Source organism: Dyadobacter psychrophilus (assembly GCF_900167945.1).
GTDB classification, from domain to species: Bacteria; Bacteroidota; Bacteroidia; order Cytophagales; family Spirosomataceae; genus Dyadobacter; species Dyadobacter psychrophilus.
The window spans coordinates 410,291-430,518 of record NZ_FUZA01000004.1; the positions used below are offsets into that span (position 1 = coordinate 410,291).

The 20,228-nt window shown below is 43.9% G+C and carries 22 protein-coding genes; 8 read left to right on the forward strand and 14 right to left on the reverse strand.

All coding sequences use genetic code 11. From position 1 onward, the window contains the following. Window positions 1-31: 31 nt before the first annotated feature. On the reverse strand, window positions 32-1,213 hold the full coding sequence (locus B5X68_RS17735; RefSeq protein WP_082216079.1) for a DUF4271 domain-containing protein: 1,182 nt from the start codon (window positions 1,211-1,213) through the stop codon (window positions 32-34). Between the two features lie 60 nt (window positions 1,214-1,273). Beyond that, entirely contained in the window at window positions 1,274-2,152 is an 879-nt protein-coding gene (gene sucD, locus B5X68_RS17740; protein WP_082216080.1) for a succinate--CoA ligase subunit alpha, read from the reverse strand. Window positions 2,153-2,378: 226 nt separating this feature from the next. Here sucD and B5X68_RS17745 point away from each other — a divergent pair, with 226 nt between their 5' ends. Continuing rightward, complete coding sequence (locus tag B5X68_RS17745; protein WP_229208465.1) at window positions 2,379-2,858, forward strand: hypothetical protein; 480 nt, start codon at window positions 2,379-2,381, stop codon at window positions 2,856-2,858. A 103-nt stretch (window positions 2,859-2,961) separates the two neighbouring features. Beyond that, window positions 2,962-3,456: an azurin gene (gene azu / locus B5X68_RS17750; RefSeq protein ID WP_082216082.1), complete on the forward strand. Its 495-nt coding sequence runs from the start codon at window positions 2,962-2,964 to the stop codon at window positions 3,454-3,456. A 65-nt stretch (window positions 3,457-3,521) separates the two neighbouring features. On the opposite strand, the gene B5X68_RS17755 is transcribed toward azu, so the two are convergent. Further along, window positions 3,522-4,067, reverse strand: coding sequence for a TlpA family protein disulfide reductase (locus B5X68_RS17755; protein ID WP_082216083.1), 546 nt, complete (start codon window positions 4,065-4,067; stop codon window positions 3,522-3,524). A 196-nt stretch (window positions 4,068-4,263) separates the two neighbouring features. On the opposite strand from B5X68_RS17755, the gene B5X68_RS17760 reads away from it, so the two are divergent. Further along, entirely contained in the window at window positions 4,264-5,607 is a 1,344-nt protein-coding gene (locus tag B5X68_RS17760; protein ID WP_229208466.1) for a tetratricopeptide repeat protein, read from the forward strand. A 75-nt stretch (window positions 5,608-5,682) separates the two neighbouring features. Here the strand turns inward: B5X68_RS17760 and B5X68_RS17765 are convergent, their stop codons facing one another. The 3 genes from B5X68_RS17765 to B5X68_RS17775 are packed head-to-tail and all read right to left on the reverse strand — an operon-like array spanning window position 5,683 to window position 7,334. Then, window positions 5,683-6,393, reverse strand: a complete 711-nt coding sequence (locus tag B5X68_RS17765) for a superoxide dismutase (RefSeq protein WP_082216084.1) — start codon at window positions 6,391-6,393, stop codon at window positions 5,683-5,685. 30 nt (window positions 6,394-6,423) lie between these two features. Next, window positions 6,424-7,038, reverse strand: coding sequence for a recombination mediator RecR (recR, locus tag B5X68_RS17770; protein ID WP_082216085.1), 615 nt, complete (start codon window positions 7,036-7,038; stop codon window positions 6,424-6,426). Window positions 7,039-7,058: 20 nt separating this feature from the next. Then, window positions 7,059-7,334: an ATP-dependent Clp protease adaptor ClpS gene (locus tag B5X68_RS17775; protein WP_082216086.1), complete on the reverse strand. Its 276-nt coding sequence runs from the start codon at window positions 7,332-7,334 to the stop codon at window positions 7,059-7,061. Window positions 7,335-7,441: 107 nt separating this feature from the next. On the opposite strand from B5X68_RS17775, the gene B5X68_RS17780 reads away from it, so the two are divergent. From B5X68_RS17780 to B5X68_RS17790, 3 genes are all read left to right on the forward strand, one after another. After that, window positions 7,442-8,917: a sodium:solute symporter gene (locus tag B5X68_RS17780; RefSeq protein WP_082216087.1), complete on the forward strand. Its 1,476-nt coding sequence runs from the start codon at window positions 7,442-7,444 to the stop codon at window positions 8,915-8,917. Window positions 8,918-9,105: 188 nt separating this feature from the next. Then, window positions 9,106-9,696, forward strand: coding sequence for a hypothetical protein (locus tag B5X68_RS17785; RefSeq protein ID WP_082216088.1), 591 nt, complete (start codon window positions 9,106-9,108; stop codon window positions 9,694-9,696). 257 nt (window positions 9,697-9,953) lie between these two features. Beyond that, a complete protein-coding gene (locus tag B5X68_RS17790; RefSeq protein ID WP_170916674.1) occupies window positions 9,954-10,352 on the forward strand; it encodes a hypothetical protein in 399 nt (132 codons plus the stop codon). Window positions 10,353-10,412: 60 nt separating this feature from the next. Here B5X68_RS17790 and B5X68_RS17795 read toward each other — a convergent pair whose 3' ends face one another. The 7 genes from B5X68_RS17795 to galE are packed head-to-tail and all read right to left on the reverse strand — an operon-like array spanning window position 10,413 to window position 17,545. Continuing rightward, window positions 10,413-10,745, reverse strand: a complete 333-nt coding sequence (locus tag B5X68_RS17795; RefSeq protein ID WP_082216089.1) for an MGMT family protein — start codon at window positions 10,743-10,745, stop codon at window positions 10,413-10,415. Further along, the gene (locus B5X68_RS17800; RefSeq protein ID WP_082216090.1) at window positions 10,729-11,328 is read right to left on the reverse strand and encodes a DUF3109 family protein; all 600 of its coding nucleotides are present in this window, start codon (window positions 11,326-11,328) and stop codon (window positions 10,729-10,731) included. The genes B5X68_RS17795 and B5X68_RS17800 overlap by 17 nt, the downstream gene beginning before the upstream one ends. 5 nt (window positions 11,329-11,333) lie before the next feature. Further along, entirely contained in the window at window positions 11,334-13,850 is a 2,517-nt protein-coding gene (locus B5X68_RS17805; RefSeq protein ID WP_082216091.1) for a LysM peptidoglycan-binding domain-containing protein, read from the reverse strand. A 35-nt stretch (window positions 13,851-13,885) separates the two neighbouring features. Further along, complete coding sequence (locus tag B5X68_RS17810; protein ID WP_082216092.1) at window positions 13,886-14,527, reverse strand: O-methyltransferase; 642 nt, start codon at window positions 14,525-14,527, stop codon at window positions 13,886-13,888. 43 nt (window positions 14,528-14,570) lie between these two features. Further along, entirely contained in the window at window positions 14,571-15,437 is an 867-nt protein-coding gene (gene rfbA, locus B5X68_RS17815) for a glucose-1-phosphate thymidylyltransferase RfbA (protein WP_082216093.1), read from the reverse strand. A gap of 36 nt (window positions 15,438-15,473) precedes the next feature. Further along, on the reverse strand, window positions 15,474-16,529 hold the full coding sequence (gene rfbB, locus B5X68_RS17820; protein WP_082216175.1) for a dTDP-glucose 4,6-dehydratase: 1,056 nt from the start codon (window positions 16,527-16,529) through the stop codon (window positions 15,474-15,476). Beyond that, a complete protein-coding gene (galE, locus tag B5X68_RS17825) occupies window positions 16,526-17,545 on the reverse strand; it encodes a UDP-glucose 4-epimerase GalE (RefSeq protein WP_082216094.1) in 1,020 nt (339 codons plus the stop codon). The genes rfbB and galE overlap by 4 nt, the downstream gene beginning before the upstream one ends. A gap of 212 nt (window positions 17,546-17,757) precedes the next feature. On the opposite strand from galE, the gene B5X68_RS17830 reads away from it, so the two are divergent. Next, window positions 17,758-18,606 carry a transglutaminase-like domain-containing protein gene (locus B5X68_RS17830; RefSeq protein WP_082216176.1) on the forward strand — a complete coding sequence of 283 codons (849 nt, stop codon included), beginning with the start codon at window positions 17,758-17,760 and terminating at the stop codon, window positions 18,604-18,606. On the opposite strand, the gene B5X68_RS17835 is transcribed toward B5X68_RS17830, so the two are convergent. After that, the gene (locus B5X68_RS17835) at window positions 18,601-19,230 is read right to left on the reverse strand and encodes a 4'-phosphopantetheinyl transferase family protein (RefSeq protein ID WP_082216095.1); all 630 of its coding nucleotides are present in this window, start codon (window positions 19,228-19,230) and stop codon (window positions 18,601-18,603) included. The genes B5X68_RS17830 and B5X68_RS17835 overlap by 6 nt on opposite strands. Window positions 19,231-19,286: 56 nt before the next feature. Between B5X68_RS17835 and B5X68_RS17840 the strand changes: the two genes are divergently transcribed. Next, a complete protein-coding gene (locus B5X68_RS17840; RefSeq protein WP_082216096.1) occupies window positions 19,287-20,189 on the forward strand; it encodes a WD40 repeat domain-containing protein in 903 nt (300 codons plus the stop codon). The last annotated feature ends 39 nt before the right edge of the window (window positions 20,190-20,228 follow it).

Here is a 20,228-nt window from a genome sequence, read left to right on the forward strand (position 1 = left end):
ATTAGTTTAAATTCCGTTTCATCTTCTGCAATTACAAAGCAAACTTTATGCCGACAATGAGCGGGATTATTTCAATGACGCAAAGGTACGAAAATAAATACAGATTAATCAACGAGCCCGGAGGCTTGGTTACAACGTATAATGCTAAGAATCTTGCTGAGTAAAACAGCAAAAATGGAGCCAGAACATAGGTTCTCATCTCGTTTAGCCAGTTTATGTGGTTGAAACTGAGGATGAAAACAAGCAAGAACAACGCTGCATAAAACAGGTAAGAGGATTGTATTATTTTAAGAAATATGATATCGACCGTCTTGTCCAGATTCAGCATATTTCCCGCCATGACCATGGCTATATATTTGAGATAAGTAAGCAGAAAGAAGATGATGGAAAGGATAAAAAAATCTCTCAAAATTTGCAGCGTATTCGACTTTTCGGACAATATCGTGCTGACAGAAAATACGTTAAGCTCATTCGCTGAAAAGAAAACCACAATAAAGCTCATCAGCATCGAAGTAATAATGACTAAGAAAATGACTGTGTTGCTATAAGGCTTGTTGATTTTAGAAAGCTGGTCCCTTGGATCGTTGTTAAAAAACTCAATAGGATTTATCAAACGTATAAACGACAATGGGTTAGCATTGAAAATCCAGACGGTGAGTATCAGAATAAGAATGAGTGAAAGCGCCGCAAAGTTACCGAACGGCGTAAAAGTGATGGGCTTAATGTTTATAAAATTGCGTCCCGCCTGCTCAACGGTTGTTGGATCATTGCGTTTCTTTTTGTTACAAAGCAACACAGACTTGTCCCCAATCCCCGAGCTGCCGTAAACTGTGAGCAGCAATTCGTCTTTTTTGTAGATCTTATACAGGCTGTCAATGTTGAGTTCCTGCCATTGTTCTTTGGCTATTTTGTTTTGAAGAGACCCTTCTAAAAACAGATAACTTTCGTTTTCCGCTTTTAAAAGCAGGACATAGCGCCGGTTTTTGACAAGATCGATGTACAAGCTTACGTAACGCGCCCCTTCGTTCACACCTTGAGAGAAAGGGACGTAATTTTTGTATTGAGGATTGTAAACGAGCCAGTCATTCTGGTAATCGTAGACCGGGAAATATTGCTCGGGAGGATTAACTTTGGCCGCGCCGGAAGCGAATGTCCCGGAAACGGAAAAAGCGATTAGGAAAGCCCAAAAAAGCGTAATGGAAATGGACTTCATTGGTATAAAAAAGGGCGGGGTTTCCCCAGCCCTCTTATAAAGTTATATGTAAGCAGGTTACTATTTTTTTCCAAGAGCGATCAGCATCGTTTCGCCGATCAATGCAGGTGACTCAGCTACAAATATACCAGACTCTTTCATGATTCTGATTTTAGCTTCAGCCGTATCGTCAGCACCACCGATGATCGCACCGGCGTGGCCCATTCTTCGTCCTTTTGGGGCAGTTTGTCCTGCAATGAACCCTACAACAGGCTTTTTGTTTCCAGTTGATTTAATGTAGTTGGCCGCATCCGCTTCCATACTTCCACCAATTTCACCGATCATAACAATTGCTTCTGTCTCTGGATCGTTCATTAAAAGCTCAACGGCTTCTTTTGTGGTTGTTCCAATGATAGGGTCACCACCGATTCCGATGGCTGTGGTTTGACCAAGTCCAGCGCGCGTCAACTGGTCAACAGCTTCATAAGTCAATGTTCCCGATTTTGACACGAGTCCAATGGTTCCTTTTTTGAAAATAAAGCCTGGCATAATGCCCACTTTACACTCTTCTGCTGTGATTATACCTGGACAGTTCGGGCCGATCAGGCGGCAATTTTTGTTTTTGATATATTCTTTTGCCTGCATCATGTCCTTGGTAGGGATACCTTCGGTGATACAAACGATTACGCCAATTCCAGCATCAGCGGATTCCATAATAGCATCAGCAGCAAAAGCCGGCGGAACAAAAATGATTGATACATCTGCGCCGGTAGCACGAACGGCCAGGTCAACGGTGTTGAAAACAGGTCTTTCAAGATGAGAGAGACCGCCTTTGCCCGGAGTTACGCCACCTACGACATTAGTACCGTACTCGATCATTTGCTGGGCGTGAAAAGAGCCCTCCGATCCGGTAAATCCCTGAACTATAATCTTAGAATTTTTATTAACTAAAACGCTCATGTTGGTAAATCAGTTTTTTTGGTAAAAGTAGAACGAAAAGCACGAAGTAGCAAAATGTAGCCAGAATTTGTAAATTGCTTTTTTGACAATATTAAGCAGGTTTATGCAGATACTCAGCAGCCCACATATATTTTCTAACTTAGTTCTGAGTTTTACCAGTTTATTTATTTTTTCGAGGTATTTCAGGACGCAGCCGTTTATAAGCAAGTGGCTCTGGGGCATATTTTTGTTTTTCATAGCACTTGTCGCCCTCACGGATCTGCTCGTCTACGCAGGTGTGGAAAGTCTGGAAACCATTCACGATATCGTTATTGCAGGGGAGATGACTTTGGGCGCATTTTGCCTTGTGTCGGCATCCTGGTGCCTCATCATGCGCTATAATGCAGGCACTTATTTCTTCGGGTCCACAATTGGGCTCGGCCTGCTACTTATGTATTGCATTACCTGGTTCGGCGTGGAATATGTGGGGCTTATCACCAAGTCATTCTGCATTTTGGTAACATTATTAATATCCTGCGTGGGGCTTGCAAGCCGTCAGAAAAGTGCATTGTGGGTCATATTTTCTATGATGTTGCTGGCATTATCAACCAAATCGGGAAAGCTGCCTATTCCGATGGATCCCGTGGATATTAACCATTATATGATGGTACTGTCTGTAATTTGCATGGGAAGGGCTGTGCGGGATCAATATAAAATCCTGTTTTAAGCGCTATTTATCAAACAAATGTTAATGGATTGTTTTTTTTAAATACCGCGTCGTAAATTGCACCAGTTAATTTCAAACAAACAAGTTTACTAATACTCTTAATATGAAAACGACGAAGTATGGCGTAATGCTTCTTGCCTCAGTTTTGGCTTTCGGAGCTGTTACAATGAACACTGCTGAGGCTAAATTGCCTGCCAAAGCTGTGGTTAGCGATGTGAAACAAGCTAAAACCATCGTTATAAAAGGAAGTGATGCAATGCAATTTGACCTTAAAGAAATCAAAGTGAAGGCTGGTCAAAAGGTGAAGCTTACTTTGACACACTCTGGTAAACTTGCAAAGGCTGCAATGGGCCACAACTGGGTTTTGTTGAAGCCAGGAACTGACGTTGCTGCATTTGGATCGAAAGCTGCTGCTGCGAGAGAAACAGAATACATTCCTAAGTCTGAAGAAGCCAGCATCATCGCGCATACCAAACTTGTTGGCGGCGGAGAAAGCGACACAGTGGAGTTTACTGCACCTGCAAAAGGAACTTACACTTACATCTGCAGTTTCCCAGGTCACTATGCTTTGATGAAAGGAACATTCATCGTTGAATAAGGAATTGAAAATATAAAAAAAGCGCTGGTCGATTTGATCAGCGCTTTTTTTATGTTCTTTTCGTCCTAGATTTCAGCAAGTTGCTTTTCAATCAGATCCACAATTTCGGGTCTGTCCCATTGTGAAGCGCCTACTTCTTCAACCAATATTTTCCCTTTGTAAATAATGTAAGTTCTGGGAATTGCATTGCCGTCTAATGCCGGAGGATAAGCGCCGGCAAATTGATAAAATGGCAGATTGTAGCCTTTGCGTGCAATGAATGGGTTTACCGTCTCAGCATCTTCGTCTGAAATAATGTAAAATGATACTTTTTCGTGCGTTTTATATTTATCATAAAGCTTTTGAATGCCCGGCATTTCCATATTGCAAGGGCCGCACCAGGTTGCCCAGACATTTAAAAACACCAGCTTATTTTCATCCATCGCGACGGGTTTGCCTTCCAGGTCTCTGAGTTCGGACAGATATACCGAGGAATTTTCCGCTGGCACCGGCAAGGCTCCTGCAACATTATTCTCCTTGTTATCAATCGGTTTGACAAATGAATAATAAACTGCTGCTGCGGCTACAATTAGCAAAACGATGAGAAAAAACTTTCTTGTATTGGCGTTCATAATGGTGTGGATTAATGAAAAAAAGTAATGTCCTGGCGGACAGTTGATAGGGTAAAAGTAACCATATTCTCATAAACCATCTTTAAAAACTGTATTCGAAAAATAGGGCATTTGTTTTTTTGATGCGTAGTAGGAATTTGAATACTTTTATAGGATAATAAAAACACATTTTGATTTGAGGAAACGGTTTACATTCATGAAAGTTTTATTTTTTGGTCTAATTTCCCTCTTTGTGATTTTTTTGCCTGACTCCACTTTTGCTCAACGATCGGCTGCGGAATTTTTTGAAGAAGGTAATACGAGGGCCGGGACCGGCGATTTTAATGGTGCCTTGCAAGCTTATTCTACGGTAATTTCAATGAGTCCGGAGCATGCGCCAAGCTTTTTCAACCGTGGTCTGGCCAAGGCAAATCTAAAAGATTTTAGAGGAGCCATTCAGGATTATAACCGCGCTATTGAGCTTAATCCCAAAGAACCGCTTTATTACCAAAGCAGGGGCGTAAGCAAAAGCTTGCAAGATGATTTCTCGTCGGCGATTGAGGATTATTCCAAAGCACTGGAACTGAATGCCGAAGACCCGAAGATATACTACAATCGAGGCGTAAGCTATGCCAAACTAAAGAAACACAGAAGCGCGCTCACGGACCTGGACAAAGCATTATCGCTGAATCCCGACGAGCTTGCGGCCTTGTATGCGAGGGGAAACTGCAAGCAGGATTTGCAGGAGTATGCCGGAAGCCTTGCAGATTTTACAAGAGTAATTGAGTTAAGCCCTAAAAGAACAGGCGCATATGCCGGCCGGGGATTGGCGAAAATAGAATTAGGCGATTTCCAGGGAGCTGTCGCGGATTTCACACGGGCCATTGAGCTAAGTCCCAACGAAAGTGAATTTTATGAAAAGAGAGGTTTTGCCAAGAATAAGCTGGAAGACTTTCAGGGAGCGGTAATTGATTTTGATAAAACGATCCAATTGAATGCGGAAAATTACCAGGCATTTTACGGAAGAGGTTATGCCAAAGGTAAGCTCAATGACACGCGCGGTGCAATTGCCGATCTTTCTACATCTATTGAATTGAAGAATACTTACCTCGGCGACCCTAAAAAAATAGCATATGCGGGTAAAATAAACCGTGAGACGCTCGACGCGTTAAGAGATCAGGTCCAGCATAATATTAAAATAGATAATCTAAGCGCGGACCGGGCAGAGGCATACTTTGTGAGAGGTGTCAGCAAAGCGAAGGTAGGAGAGGTTAAGGGTGCAATTCAGGACCTTACAACGGCAGTTGAGCTTAATCCAACTTACTCGACAGCATTCTTCTCACGTGCAATGGTCCGCTCGGCAAGTGGCGACCAGATGGGTGCGGTTATGGATTTTTCCAGCTCTATCAAATTGCGCTCGGACTATCCGGAAGCATATTACTTGCGGGGAATTTTGAAAAACAGTCTTGGCGAAGTTAATGATGGTTGCCTTGATTTGAGCCGGGCAGGGGAGTTGGGTTATCAGCAAGCATATAAGGTTATCGGAAGTTATTGTAACTAAATTACCGGCTACAAACAAAGAAAGGGTTAATGATCATTGATCGTTAACCCTTTCTTATATCGTTTTGACCAACAATTATGCCTTTTTCAATTTCTCAGCAACCTTATCCCAGTTTACCACGTCCCAGAATGCTTTAATGTAATCCGGGCGTTTGTTTTGGTAATGCAGATAATAAGCGTGTTCCCAAACATCCAGTCCCAGGATCGGCGTTCCTTTAAAATCGGAAATGTCCATTAATGGGTTATCCTGATTTGGAGTTGAGCCGATTGCCAGTTTACCATCTTTGGCAACCAGCCAGGCCCATCCTGAACCGAAGCGCGTTGTTGCAGCCTTTGCAAACTCTTCCTTGAACTTATCCATCGATCCAAACTGACCATTGATTGCATCCGCAACAGGTCCCGCCGGAGCAGCAGCCTTTTTAGGGCCCATTACTTCCCAGAAAAATGTGTGATTCCAATGTCCGCCTCCATTGTTACGGATTGCAGCAGGCGCTTTTCCAATGGTTTTGATAATATCGTCCAGCGATTTTTTCTCGTATTCTGTTCCTTTAACAGCGTCATTCAGGTTTTTTACATAAGCCGCGTGGTGTTTGCCGTAATGGATCTCCATGGTCATTTTGTCAATGCTAGGCTCCAATGCGCCGAAGTCGTAAGGCAGCGGAGCTTGCTTAAAAGGCGCCATTTCCACTTGCAGGCCTTCTCCTGAGTTTGCAAATGCCTGGCTGGACAATGCGCTCATAGCCAGTGAACTTCCTGCTAATGTCTTTAAGAAGTCGGTTCTATTCATAACATTCTTTCGGTAAAGTGTTTAGTTGTCTTAATCGTAGGCCACCCGGCTTACGATACTGCGCCCAAGGGTAATTTCATCCGCGTATTCGAGGTCGCCCCCAATCGGGATGCCACGGGCAATTGTACTCATTCTGACACCCGTCGATTTTAGTTTTTTTTGCAGATAAAAGGCGGTTGTGTCACCTTCCATGGTAGGACTCAATGCGAGAATGATCTCCTTTACAGGTTCTGCATTTTCCGGATGCTCTATTCTTTTTATTAATGAATCAATTTGCAAATCCGAAGGGCCGATGCCTTCCAGCGGAGAAATAATTCCTCCCAGGACATGGTACAGGCCTTTATACTGGTTTGTCGATTCAATAGCAAGCACATCTCGCGTATCCACAACGATGCATATGATCGAATTATCGCGTCGGGGATTACTGCAAATGTTACATAACCGGTCGTCGGCAATGTTGTGACACTTTTCACAATACGAGGTTTTGGTCCGCATGTTGATAAGTGCCTCCGAAAGAGACCGGGTTTGTTCCTCTTCTCTCTTAAGCAAATGTAATGCCAGGCGTAGTGCTGTTTTTTTTCCTATTCCCGGCAGACGGGAGATTTCACTTACGGCTTCCTCAATAAGACGTGAGGGGTAATTCATAGGAAAAGTTGAGAGTGAGACTAGTGGATTTCTGCGGAAATACCGCGGCGGCAAATTTCGTTACGCATGCCGGTCAATTCTTCAAATGCACCTTCTTTAACGGAGCATTTACCCTTGTAATGTATGATCAGCGTGCACTGTTCAGCTTGTTCATTGGTATGGCCACAAACTTCAATCAATGTATCAATGACCCAATCAAATGTATTTACATCATCATTGTAGATAACCAGCTTCTGAAGATCGGTTTCTACAGTTTTATCCAGAATTTCTACCTCAGTGTCTGTAAGCGCTTGCATAACAACCAAATTTCTGTTTGATTAGCAAATCTAAACAAAAACGCAGATTAACGGAAGTTTTAAGCGCCTTTTAATCCGCTGCTAAAATTCACAAATAACCCGCTTTAATGAATCCATATATTTCTTTGGTCATCCTGATCGCGTATTTCGGGATGCTCATTACAGTCTCCATTTACACTTCCAAAGGGGCGGATACGAATACATTTTTCACTGCAAACAGGCAGTCGCCCTGGTATCTCGTGGCATTTGGAATGATCGGGACTTCATTATCGGGAGTAACATTTGTTTCAGTTCCGGGAGCGGTTGTTAATATACAATTTTCCTATTTTCAGGTTGTTATTGGTTATATTCTGGGTTATCTGGTAATCGGAACGGTGCTGATGCCGCTATATTACAGGTTAAACCTTATATCCATTTATTCTTATTTAGAACAGCGTTTTGGTTTCTGGTCTTACAAGACGGGTTCCGGATTCTTTTTACTTTCCCGCACAATCGGTTCAGCAGTAAGGCTTTATGTCGCTGCACAGGTTTTACAACTGGCATTGTTTAAGCCGCTGGGAATTCCGTTTGAAGTTGCAGTGGCGATTACCATTTTTTTGATCTGGATTTATACATTCAAAGGCGGTGTCAAGACCATTATTGTTACAGACACCTTACAAACGTTTTTCCTCATCACCGCCGTTATCCTGACCATTGTGCTTGTGTCTAATGAGCTGAACCTGGATGGCTTCGGCGACATCTGGAACCGCGTGCAGACAAGTGGTTATTCCAAGATTTTTTACTGGGATACCAACGATCCGAAAAACTTCTTTAAACAGTTCTTTGCCGGTGTTTTCATTGCCATCGTTATGACAGGCCTGGATCAGGATCTGATGCAGAAAAACCTGACTTGCAAGAACATAGGGGAGGCGCAAAAGAATATGTTCTGGTTTACGGTTGTGCTCGTGATCGTGAACTTCCTGTTCCTGTCCCTGGGCGCGCTGCTTTACGTATATGCGGAAGCGCAAGGAATTCCAACGCCAGCCAAATCGGACGATTTCTATCCGATGCTGGCGCTCAATCACTTAGGTCTGGTTGTGGGAATCACGTTCTTACTGGGCATTACAGCCGCGACTTACGCCAGTTCCGACTCAGCATTAACGGCATTGACGACAGCTTTCTGCATTGATTTTATGAATATTGAAAAAAGACCTGAGGCCCAGCGCTCATCCATCAAATTCTGGGTGCATATCGGCTTTTCTGTTGTGTTCTATCTGGTAATATTAATCTTTAACCGGCTGAATAGTAAAGAAGTGATTACAGCGGTGTTTGATTTGGCAGGATACACTTATGGGCCTTTGCTGGGGCTGTTTTCGTTCGGAGCTTTTCTCAAACGACCTGTAAAGGACAAGTGGGTGCCGCTGGTCTGCATTCTCGCGCCGATAATAACTTACATTATCAACGATCATTCAGCTGAATGGTTTAATGGTTACAAGTTTGGGTTTGAAAGATTGATTATCAATGGTTTAATTACCTTCATAGGGCTTTGGTTACTGCACGATCCCAAGGCAAAACGTTATGTGCCAAATCCGTTGGTGAGATAAGTAAAATTTCCTCTTATTAATCGTCTTTTTCTTTGAAATCGGTTACATATTTTCCGATTTATGTCTTGTATTTATACAAAAAAATATTAACTTTCTGATAAATCTGACGCCCTTTCGCGCCTTTGATGGATGCTTACTGAAAGATGAAGTTGAGTTAAATTGTTTTTAACAAACTAAACTTTTATAGTATGAAAACATTGTCAGTATTTCTATTAGGAGTCTTGCTGTGCGTCTCATGTACAGACAAGACAAAGGAAGAAGAAGCTAACCGTGAAGCAAATCGCGAAGCTAATCTTGAAAAAGAAAAGAAAGCGATCAACGCTGTAATTGAAAACGAAACCAAATCATTCTTCGCCAGAGATTACAACGCATGGAAGGCAAACTATGCGCAAACAGACTACGCATTCCAGGCTTGGAGCAATAATGACGGAACATTCGATTCCAACGTAGGCTGGGAGGATATCAATAAGCAGATAGGCAAATACATCGCGGACAACCCCGAGCCCGTTTCAAGCCATCCGATTGTTGAAAGGAAAAATGTAAAGTATAAGTTCTTCGATGATAATGTGGCCTACCTCACCTGGGACCAGTTTAATAGTGATAAGATGGAAAAGAACTTTCACCACAGCAAAGAAGTAAGGCTGATGGAAAAGATCAATGGTGAGTGGAAAATCGTTTGCGTGTCCGCTTTCTGGGATTATAAACATTTAATTCCGGCAAGCCGCCTGCCCATGATCAAAAAGATCGCTAACGAAAGCAGGGGTAAAAATAAAATCTAGGGTGATGCAACTTCTGATCGTCTATTTTTCAGTTGAATTCGTTCGGTTTCAATCGGAAATGTTCGGTTATGAACAGCTTTTAAAAGTGAGTGGGACTTAAAAATTCTTTAAAAAATGTTTTTAACTTCCTGAAATATAGTTTGTTACAAATGGAATGTGTCAGGTGAGTTTTCTTCGGAAATGAAACTGGCACATTCCTTTTTTGTATATAGTCAACTGTGCAGATGTACGGTCATAACTATAAAACTATATTAGCCATGAAAATTTCAAACATTTCAAACCTGTTCTGCGCATTGGCGCTTACTTTGTCTCTTGCTTCATTTACAACTGACAAAAAGAAAAACAAAGAAGAAAAAGCTGCTCCGGATGCGGTCGTTTTTGATGCTGCTCTTTACAAAGTGAAGGAAACCAACAAGGTTAAACTTTCCGTTAACAAAGCTGCCGACGAAAGATTGAGAATCATATTGAAAGACAAAGGCGGAAAAGTGTTCTACTCCGAAGTATTCAATGATAAAGATGCAAAATATCGCCGTGTATTTGACCTTGAAGAAATGAATGACGGCGTTTACTATTTCGAGTTGTTTTACAACAAGAAAAAATTGGTAAAAGAAGTGCAGATCCAAAGCACCAGCGAGAAACTGATCTCTTTGCAGTAATATAAGGTTCATAAAAGGAAAGGCTCTTTGTCCAGCAGGATAAAGAGCCTTTCCTTTTTATCAATTGAGCTCCTTTTCAGGATCCCAGAAACATTCCTTCCAATTTTGAATGCGATCGTCTTTCACGGCAACACCTTCACTTTCCAGCCGTTCCTGCATGGTTGTAGGCGTTTCGAAAAGATGACGGGCGCTCAGCTCACCCTGCTTGTTGACAACCCTGTGCGCGGGCAACCCGTGTTGTGTATAACTGCTGCCCATTGCCCAACCTACCATTCGGGCACCACGTTTTGCGCCCAGGTAAGCGGCAATTGCGCCGTAAGAAGTAGCACGGCCTTTCGGGATTTGCCTCACTACATCGTATACATCGGTAAAAAAATCATTTCCCTGCTTCATTCTCTTTTAACCGGCTTTCCCGGCGCTCATCTATTTCCCGTGTCAGCTGATCATACCATTTGGGGCCATAAGCACGGATGAGGGGATCTTTGAGAAACTTATAAACCGGCACACCTAATTCCTGGCCAAAGCTGCAGGCAGGGCTGCATATTTCCCAGCGATCGTAATTGAGCGCATGGTATTGTTCGTATTTAGTAACCCTTATCGGATACAAATGACATGAGATTGGTTTTTTGTAGGTGATCTTTCCATCATTATAGGCTTGCTCAATGCCGCATTTCAAAATGCCTCGTTCATCATAAAGCGCGTAAGCACATTCCTTTCCGTTTATAATGGGCGTTACGTAATCACCGTCCCAATCTTTGGTGTAAGTTCCCTCCCGCGCAATTACATCTTTACCAGCCTGTGTCAGATAAGGTTCAACATGCGGGTAGATCTCATCCAGAATTGCCAGTTCATCCTCGTCCAGCGGCGCACCCGAATCTCCCTCCACACAGCAAGCACCTTTGCATTTGTCCAGGTTGCAGACAAAAAACTGGTCTTCAATGTCATCACTAATGCATGTATTCTCGATGAGTATCATATCAATTATTGTTGCGGGATTTTTAGCTTTTGTCCCACCATAACACTATTTCCCGACATATTGTTTAATCGTTTGATGTCTTCCACATTCGTGTGATAATTCTGAGCAATACGGAAGAGGGTTTCACCCGATGCCACAGTATGCGTTTTTGTGCCTGATTGGTGCGGGACAGATGCTTGCGTAGATGCCGGAGCTTCCGAATCTACTTTTCTTACACGCAACTTTTGTCCTGATTTCAATCGCGACGATTCATTCAGATCATTAAGGTCGTACAAATCTTTTACCGACAATCCATAAGCCTTTGAAATGCTGTAATAAGTCTGTCCACCCTGAACCACATGAAATTCGTCTCCTGAACTCGCAGTAGTCCGTATTTCGTGTTTGATCTCTTCCGGGGTTTTGAAAGTTTCCGTTGGTTCGGTACGTGTAACTGTTACTTTTTCAGGCTCTTTCGTCGTGCTGGCAGGCGTTTCTCTTGTTGTTGCAGCGCTCGCAGTTTCAACCGTTGCCGATTTGCTCACAGCAAGCCGCTGGCCTACAACCAATCTGCCCGGTGTATTTTTGTTCAGGGCAATCAGCTCCCTAAGCGTCAGGTTATACTTGCTTGCAATGCTAAAATAGGTGTCGCCGGATTGGACCGTGTGGAAAGATGCTTTTTCTGCCTCAGGAGCGGTTTTAGGTGTCGCAGCTGCGTCCTTGGCTGCTTTTTCCTCGGCCGCAGCCCTTTGCTTCATATATACCGAAGTTTCAGAACTTGCACGCGTATCATTTGGTGTAACCACCTTGGAGGGAGAAGTTGAGCTGGCTACCGGCCTCTCTTCCGATGATTTGAAAGAAGTATCAGCATTGTCCTGTGTGATGATCACAACGCGGTCGCCTGCTTGAGTGCTAACCGGCTCGGTTGGCACAGTAGCGGGCACATTCGTGGCCGTTTTTACAGAAGGATTTGTTTGAATGTTCGCGGCGGCAGGTGTCGCAGCTGCAACCGGGGCATTAGTGACCGGAGGCGCTGCTGTTGCTGGTACACTGGCGGTTTCCTCTTTCTTTTCAACCAGAACAGGTGTGTATTTCTTGCGTCCCGATGGCTTGTCCGGAATTGTATTCGCATTGGCAGCAGGTGCAGCGGCAATAACCTCGGTTTTCGTGGCAATAACCGAATCCCTTTTGCCGGGCGTCGGTTGCGGCGGAGCGATAATTTCTATCGGCTGTTTCTTAGGACGTTTTTTGGTCAAAAACAAAACCTGACCGGTTTGTATCGGATAATTACGACTTGTTGTGCGGTTATATTTCAAAAGGCTTACCAAACGGATCCCGTATTGCTGGGACACACTGTGCCAGGTGTCGCCCGGCCTGGCTGTATGAAATGGTGTGGATGCTTTTTTATGTTTTTTGGCCAAATAATAAACCTGACCTGGAATAAGTGGCATTTCGGCAACCATATCATTGTAACGCATAAACTTCGGAGCGCTCATGTCGCCCGCTTTTGCCAATGCTTTTGGTTTGTCACCAGCGCGTGCCTGCGCTCCGGGAAGACCATTTATTTCATACAGCTCAGGACCATTCGGGTCTGAATTGTTTCCCGCCTTTTTTTTCAAAACCGGATAACCGGTGTCCTCATAAACAGAAGCAACAGCTGTTTGCTGTGGTGGCAATGATAATTTTTCGCGAACCGAAGCAAGCTGATCAACGGGCACCGGGATGGTAACCAGATATTCGCGGTCGCTCGGAATTTTATCGTCCGTAAGCCACCTGTTGTAACTCTTCAAGTCGGCGAGGCCAACGCCAAGGGATGCGGAAATTTCATCGAATGTTTTTCCTTTTCCATAATCCGCTTCCAAAAGCACAAGCTTGTTGGCAGTCCTGTATCTTTCAATCCCAGCTTCGAGTGCTATTTTATGCGCAAAAAAGCGAAGCATGTATCGATCCGTCTTGCCGTTCAATGTTACTTCGCGTGCGTATGCCCAGTTAGCGGGAACCACTTTTTTTACACCGCCCGCACCCTGATAATAGGAATAAAGCGTAGTAACCCAGTTGTTAAATTGCTGATTGTTCTTTTTCAGATACCAGGCTGCGGCATGTGTTGATGCGCTTATATTTTTCCTTTCGTCCACATCATCATCAACCCGCAGGTTCAGCTCCCTGGCTGTTTCTGGCTTGAACTGCCAGTAACCCACCGCATTGGAAGTAGAAACAACATCCGGCCGGAAAGAACTTTCCTGAACGGCCAGATATTTGAAGTCGATGGGAACCTCTTCATCCATCAATATGCCTTCAACAATAGGAAAATGGAGCACAGCGCGGTCCATTTTTTCTTCCCAAAACTTTTTATTGGACATCAGGTTCTTCACATCTTCTTCAATGATGTCCTGGGCGCTCCGGTCGAGCTTTACTGTAATTCCACCAAATGAAATGCTGGAAGGAATTTCTGGATAAGCTTGGGCAATGACGTTGCTTTTTGCGGTGAGCAGCAACATCCAGGCAACTGCAATGTACTTGATGTTTTTAATGAAAGTCCTGGCCATAAATTGTAAATGCTTGGCTTAATGTGTTTTGTGTACTATAACTTCTGGAGGATCATCAACCCATCCCGGATCGGAAGCAGAATGTTGGAAACCCGGCTATCTTCGTGGACCATTTTATTAAAGTCCAGTAATGCCTGCGTGTCTTTGTCGATTTTGATATCGTCCTGAATTACCTTGCCACTCCAAAGTACGTTATCGGCGATTAAAAAACCGCCTGTTCGCACTTTTTCTATACAAAGATCGAAGTATTTCTGATAGTTTATTTTGTCGGCGTCGATAAAGACCAGATCGAAGGTCTCATTTAACGTTGGTATAATGTCGGTCGCCTTACCGATCTGGTAGTCAATGTGATCTGCGAAGGGAGAACTTTCGAAAAACCGTCTTGTAAAAGTTTCCAGTTCCTCATTAATGTCGATAGTGACCAGCTTCCCTCCGGGATTGAGCCCTTCACAAAGACATAACGCTGAATATCCTGTGTAAGTACCGATCTCGAGGATTCTGTCCGGACGGATCATCCGGGATATCATTGATAAAAACCTGCCTTGAAGGTGGCCGGACAGCATACGCGGGTTGAGAATGTGCGCGTGGGTCTCGCGATTCAAAGACTTCAGCAATGCATTCTCATTCTCCGTATGTGCTACGGAATACGCCTCAATTTCCTCTGCCAGAAACTTCATTTTTTTATTCCGATTCTAAATCAAACACAATGTGATCGTGAAATCAGACATTGGCAACGATGCGTTCAAGATACGTTCCGTAGCCGCTTTTTACCAAAGGCTTGGCGATTTCACGCAGTTGTTCTGCATTAATAAAGCCCATGCGATAAGCGATCTCCTCAATGCAGCCTACCTTCAAGCCCTGGCGTTCTTCGATCACCTGAACGAACTGCCCGGCCTGCATCAGCGACTGGAATGTGCCCGTGTCGAGCCATGCCGTGCCGCGGTTCAAAACGCCTACTTTCAGCTTGCCGCGTTCCAGGTAAACCCGGTTCACATCCGTGATTTCCAGCTCGCCTCGTGGGGAAGGAGGGATCGTTTTGGCGATTTCCACTACATCATTGTCATAAAAATATAAACCCGGAACCGCGTAATTGGACTTGGGCTGCTCCGGTTTTTCTTCAATGGAAAGTACATTATTGGCCCTGTCAAATTCCACAACGCCATAACGCTCGGGATCATGCACCTGATAGGCGAAGATCACGCCGCCATCGGGATTGTTGTTGGATTGAAGCAGCTGAGAAAGTCCTGAGCCGTAAAATATATTATCGCCAAGGATCAAGGCAACCTTATCATTACCAATGAATTCCTCGCCAATGATGAATGCCTGCGCCAGTCCGTCCGGGCTTGGCTGCACGGCATAGGTAAATTCGCAACCCAGGCGGCTTCCGTCACCGAGCAATTTTTCAAAATGCGGCAGATCGTGAGGGGTTGAAATGATCAGTATTTCGCGGATTCCCGCCAGCATTAAAATTGATAAGGGATAGTAAATCATTGGTTTATCATAAACAGGCATAAGCTGTTTACTAACTGCCAATGTCAATGGGTGCAACCTTGTCCCGGATCCACCGGCCAGAATAATTCCTTTCATTTTAAGATCGTTGGTAAGCGTAAGTTAATTATCTGACTATCTTTCCGAGTACATGTCGGTGTAATATTTCTGGTAGTTGCCCGATGTGACGTTGTTGAGCCACTCCTGGTTGCTGAGATACCAGTCCACTGTTCTTTCAAGCCCTTCTGCGAATTGCAAAGAAGGTTTCCAGCCCAGTTCCTCGGAAAGTTTGGTGGCATCGATCGCATAACGCAGGTCATGCCCGGCGCGGTCGGTCACGTACGTGATCAGTTTTTCAGTTTCGCCTTTTTCCCGGCCCAGTTTCTGGTCCATAATGCTGCATAGCAACAGGACCAGGTCCAGGTTTTTCCATTCGTTATGGCCGCCGATGTTGTAGGTCTCGCCGTTTTTGCCGTCGTGGAAAATCACATCGATAGCAATGGCATGGTCTTCCACAAAAAGCCAGTCACGGATATTTTCGCCTTTTCCATACACAGGAAGCGGTTTCTGCTGGATAATGTTGTGGATCATCAGCGGGATAAGCTTCTCAGGGAAATGGTTTGGACCGTAGTTGTTGGAACAATTGGAAATAACAACCGGCAGCTTATAAGTGTTGTGATAAGCCCTGACAAAATGGTCCGAAGATGCTTTTGAAGCCGAGTACGGCGAGCGCGGGTCATAACTGGTCGTTTCCGTAAAGAATGTGCCCGGATCGTGCAGTTCACCGTAAACTTCATCCGTAGAGACGTGGTAGAAGCGGCGGTCTGAGAAATCATCTTTCCATGCTTTTTTAGCAGCATTCAAAAGGTTTACAGTCCCAACCACGTTGGTCATGACAAACGACATCGGATCGGAAATAGAGCGGTCCACGTGGCTTTCGGCAGCCAGGTGAATGATGCCGTGAAAGTCATTTTCGCTGATAAGTTTGTCGATAAACTCAGCGTCAACGATGTCGCCTTTTACAAATGTGTAGTTCGGCGCATTCTCAACGTCGCGAAGGTTTTCAAGGTTTCCTGCGTAAGTAAGGGCGTCGAGGTTATATATGTGATAGTCAGGATGGAAATTTACAAAACGGCGCACCACGTGTGAACCAATAAAACCCGCACCTCCTGTAATTAAGATCTTTTTCATTGTTGAGCTGTTATTTTTAATTGCCAGTTCCATGCGTCTTTCAATGCATCCGCCATGGTTTTTTCGGCATGCCATTTCATTACATTGTTCACTTTGTCAGACTGCGCGTAGATCTTTTCAACATCTCCTGCGCGGCGCGGCCCAATCGTATAATTTAGTTTTACGCCATTTACTTTTTCAAATGTATTGATCAGATCCAGAACCGTATATCCTTCTCCAGTGCCAACATTAAATACATCATAATAGTCCGATTCCGTTTGCTCACCCAATAGTTCAAGGGCTTTCACGTGCGCTTTCGCCAGATCAACAACATGAATAAAATCACGGATGCAGGTTCCGTCAGCCGTATCGTAATCACTTCCGAAGACGGTCAGTGATTGGCGAAGGCCAGCGGCAGTTTGGGTAATAAAGGGCACCAGATTGCTTGGGACGCCATTTGGCAACTCACCGATCAACGAGGACTCGTGCGCGCCGATTGGATTGAAATAGCGAAGTGAAATAGCTCTTACACCTGATTTTGCATACACATAGTCGCGGATAATGTCTTCCCCGATCGCTTTTGTGTTGCCGTAAGGCGAGTTTGCAGGTTTGCGCGGCGTATTCTCGGTTACCGGGATGGCATCGGGCTGGCCATAAACCGTGCACGATGAAGAGAATACAAAATTTGGCACTTTAAATTCCTGTGCAGCGCGTAAAAGGACAAGAAGAGAAATCAAATTATTCTCGTAATAATTAAGCGGCTTTTCAACGGATTCGCCAACGGCTTTGTAAGCAGCAAAGTGAATGATCCCATCAAATTTTTCCTTTTCAAAAAGCGCCCTGATCTTCTCAGAATCGTTGCAATCGATCTCGTAAAACGGAAAATCCTTGCCGGTAATTTTTTTAATCCCTTCCAGAACGCCGGGATTTGAATTGTAGAGATTGTCGACGATGACTGGCTCAAATCCTGCTTTATCCAGCTCAACAACCGTGTGAGAACCGATAAAGCCAGCTCCTCCCGTAACAAGAATTTTCATGTGCTCTTTGCTTAATTTAAAAAAATATTGTGGTATAGATGATGTGAAAAAACAAGCTCAAAAGTGCATTTGTATACAGAATTTCGTGCATTAACAAACGAAATCCGCTCCGTTAACCAGCTTTTTTCCCGGGCAAAAGTAGAAAATTTGATGTCCATTAAAAAAAAATGTTTTTATTTATCCGTTGGTTGTTAAATGCAGATTTGAGGAAAATGAACCAGAGAGAAATTAAAGCACTGATATCCTTACTTGATGACGAAGATCATGAAGTGAGCCAGCATGTGGAGGGCAAAATCTTGTCGTTGGGAGGCAATGTCATACCTTTTCTTGAGACTGAGTGGGAAGAGAGTTTCAACCCGATTGTGCAGCGTAAAATTGAAGAATTGATCCACGAATTGCAGCTCAGCATCATGATTGAGCGCTTGCAATCTTGGAAAAATGGCGGTGCGCTCGATCTGTTGGAAGGAATGTGGATCATTTCAACTTACCATTATCCGGACCTTTCCATGGAGAAGCTCCGGACTACCATTGAGCAGCTTTATTATGACATATGGATCCAGTTTCAGGAAGAAATGAATGCTGTGGACCAGATCAAGCGCATTAACAGTATTTTTTTCGGAGTGATGAATTTCGCGGCAAACACGAAAAATTTTCATTCACCCTCTAATTCCATGATCAATGTGGTGCTGGAAAGCCGGAGAGGTAACCCGATTACATTGTGCGTGATTTATCTTTTAATTGCCAGGAAGCTCGGAATGCCCGTTTATGGGGTTAATTTGCCTAATCTTTTCGTGCTGACTTACAAAAACGACAAGACGCAATTTTATATTAATGTCTTTAACAGAGGAATCATTTTTTCCAAAACAGACATTGACCACTATATTGCGCAGCTTAACATTAAGTCCAAAGAGATTTTTTACCAGCCTTGCACCAATCTCGAAATCGTGCAGCGGGTGTTGCGTAACCTGATCTTATCTTACGAGAAAACGAGTGAGCAGGAAAAGATAAAGGAGATCGAGAAGATACTGAAGTCAACACTGGACGACATGCCCGATCTATAATGCGATCGCCAGGCAGTGATGATCAAACCATCTGACGGTTATATTCGCTTCTACCACCGTTTCCGTATCAGTCAGCCTTCCTTTGAGTGATACAGCATCTTTGTCGAAAGGTTCTATATATATGGAATCCCTGAAACTGATCTTTTTCTTTCCATATAGCTTATAAAGTGCCTCCTTAGCACACCAATACATGCATAGCAAGGCCATTTCGTCGCCTGCGTGTTCGAATTCGGGTTGCGAGAGATATTTTTTTGAAGTGCGCTGCAGTTTTGCGTCCATTTTTTCCATATCAATTCCCACAGCCGCCGGAGGATTTATGGCAACCGCAACAAAATCAAATGTATGAGTGATGGAAATGTGTGAGTCGTTGTCGATGAGGAATGCTTTGCCGTGTTCATCTTTATAAGTGCCGATGTAGTTGATCCCGAAGCGCTCGGCAATAATCTTGATCAGCAGCCTGCTTGCCAGCCATTCACGTAGTTTTTGCGGGTGTGAAACCGCTGACAGTTCTTCCGGATTGTAGGCGTTGCCGAGGTTTCCCCTGAGCTCGGTTTCAGTTTCGGTGAGCTTCCAAAGGAGCAGCGTACTGGACTCTTCGATCATTTCGGAATGAACGAGCGGCATAATAATTCTGTTTACAATTTCTATTTTTGGCGCTTAATCCCTATCTCAAGTAAAGCATGAACATTCGCAAAGTAGATACTTTTTCCGGTCATAGAGACAGTGTTTATACAATTATTTCTGACAACACTTCTCATGGCTTTTACTCTGCTGGCGGCGATGGTTTTGTGATTCAGTGGGATCTCAACAAGCCCGACCTGGGAAATCTCGTTGCCCGTGTGGGCGTTTCCGTATATGCGCTGGGTCTTGAAAAAGAGAACAATGCACTTTGGATCGGGCAAAATTACGAAGGCATTCAGGTGCTGGACATTGCTGAAAATAAGATTGAAAAAACCTCGAAAATCACAACTGCGCCTATTTTTGACATTCAGTTTTTTGACAACAAAGCATTAATAGCGCTGGGCGACGGCGTGGTGGTGGTGATGGACATTGCTTCGTTCGCAGTTCAGAAGCATATTAAAGTTTCCGGCAAAAGCATCCGCACCATTGCGATCAATCATGAGACCCGGGAATTTGCCGTTGGAGACAGTGATTTTAATGTCAATATCTTCGATTTAGATGGTTTTGTGTTAAAAAAGACGATCCAGTCGCATGGTAACTCGGTATTTTCCGTTAAGTATTCACCCGATGGCAAATATCTGTTCACAACCGGTCGGGATGCACACATCAAAATTTGGGATGTAAATGACGCTTATGGGATGGTTTTAGACATTCCAGCACATTTATATGCGGTCAATGACATTACTTTCAGTCCCGACCGCACATTATTCGCCTCCTGCAGCATGGACAAATCGGTAAAAGTCTGGGATGCTGTTACTTTTAAACTTAAAAAGATCATTGATCGGGCAAGGCACGCCGGGCATGGAACTTCTGTGAATAAACTGCTGTGGACCAGCTATCAAAACCAATTGATTTCCTGCAGTGACGACCGGATGATTTCGGTTTGGGAAGTGGCTGAATAGTATACTTATAATATGGTATTATTGGTAAATACTTTGAAA

Excerpts from the sequence above, each read along its gene's own strand:
- B5X68_RS17735 (WP_082216079.1), bottom strand. The coding sequence starts at position 1,213 with ATGAAGTCCATTTCCATTACGCTTTTTTGGGCTTTCCTAATCGCTTTT.
- sucD (WP_082216080.1), bottom strand. The coding sequence starts at position 2,152 with ATGAGCGTTTTAGTTAATAAAAATTCTAAGATTATAGTTCAGGGATTT.
- azu (WP_082216082.1), top strand. The coding sequence starts at position 2,962 with ATGAAAACGACGAAGTATGGCGTAATGCTTCTTGCCTCAGTTTTGGCT.
- B5X68_RS17755 (WP_082216083.1), bottom strand. The coding sequence starts at position 4,067 with ATGAACGCCAATACAAGAAAGTTTTTTCTCATCGTTTTGCTAATTGTA.
- B5X68_RS17760 (WP_229208466.1), top strand. The coding sequence starts at position 4,264 with ATGAAAGTTTTATTTTTTGGTCTAATTTCCCTCTTTGTGATTTTTTTG.
- B5X68_RS17765 (WP_082216084.1), bottom strand. The coding sequence starts at position 6,393 with ATGAATAGAACCGACTTCTTAAAGACATTAGCAGGAAGTTCACTGGCT.
- recR (WP_082216085.1), bottom strand. The coding sequence starts at position 7,038 with ATGAATTACCCCTCACGTCTTATTGAGGAAGCCGTAAGTGAAATCTCC.
- B5X68_RS17775 (WP_082216086.1), bottom strand. The coding sequence starts at position 7,334 with ATGCAAGCGCTTACAGACACTGAGGTAGAAATTCTGGATAAAACTGTA.
- B5X68_RS17780 (WP_082216087.1), top strand. The coding sequence starts at position 7,442 with ATGAATCCATATATTTCTTTGGTCATCCTGATCGCGTATTTCGGGATG.
- B5X68_RS17785 (WP_082216088.1), top strand. The coding sequence starts at position 9,106 with ATGAAAACATTGTCAGTATTTCTATTAGGAGTCTTGCTGTGCGTCTCA.
- B5X68_RS17790 (WP_170916674.1), top strand. The coding sequence starts at position 9,954 with ATGAAAATTTCAAACATTTCAAACCTGTTCTGCGCATTGGCGCTTACT.
- B5X68_RS17795 (WP_082216089.1), bottom strand. The coding sequence starts at position 10,745 with ATGAAGCAGGGAAATGATTTTTTTACCGATGTATACGATGTAGTGAGG.
- B5X68_RS17800 (WP_082216090.1), bottom strand. The coding sequence starts at position 11,328 with ATGATACTCATCGAGAATACATGCATTAGTGATGACATTGAAGACCAG.
- B5X68_RS17805 (WP_082216091.1), bottom strand. The coding sequence starts at position 13,850 with ATGGCCAGGACTTTCATTAAAAACATCAAGTACATTGCAGTTGCCTGG.
- B5X68_RS17810 (WP_082216092.1), bottom strand. The coding sequence starts at position 14,527 with ATGAAGTTTCTGGCAGAGGAAATTGAGGCGTATTCCGTAGCACATACG.
- rfbA (WP_082216093.1), bottom strand. The coding sequence starts at position 15,437 with ATGAAAGGAATTATTCTGGCCGGTGGATCCGGGACAAGGTTGCACCCA.
- rfbB (WP_082216175.1), bottom strand. The coding sequence starts at position 16,529 with ATGAAAAAGATCTTAATTACAGGAGGTGCGGGTTTTATTGGTTCACAC.
- galE (WP_082216094.1), bottom strand. The coding sequence starts at position 17,545 with ATGAAAATTCTTGTTACGGGAGGAGCTGGCTTTATCGGTTCTCACACG.
- B5X68_RS17830 (WP_082216176.1), top strand. The coding sequence starts at position 17,758 with ATGAACCAGAGAGAAATTAAAGCACTGATATCCTTACTTGATGACGAA.
- B5X68_RS17835 (WP_082216095.1), bottom strand. The coding sequence starts at position 19,230 with ATGCCGCTCGTTCATTCCGAAATGATCGAAGAGTCCAGTACGCTGCTC.
- B5X68_RS17840 (WP_082216096.1), top strand. The coding sequence starts at position 19,287 with ATGAACATTCGCAAAGTAGATACTTTTTCCGGTCATAGAGACAGTGTT.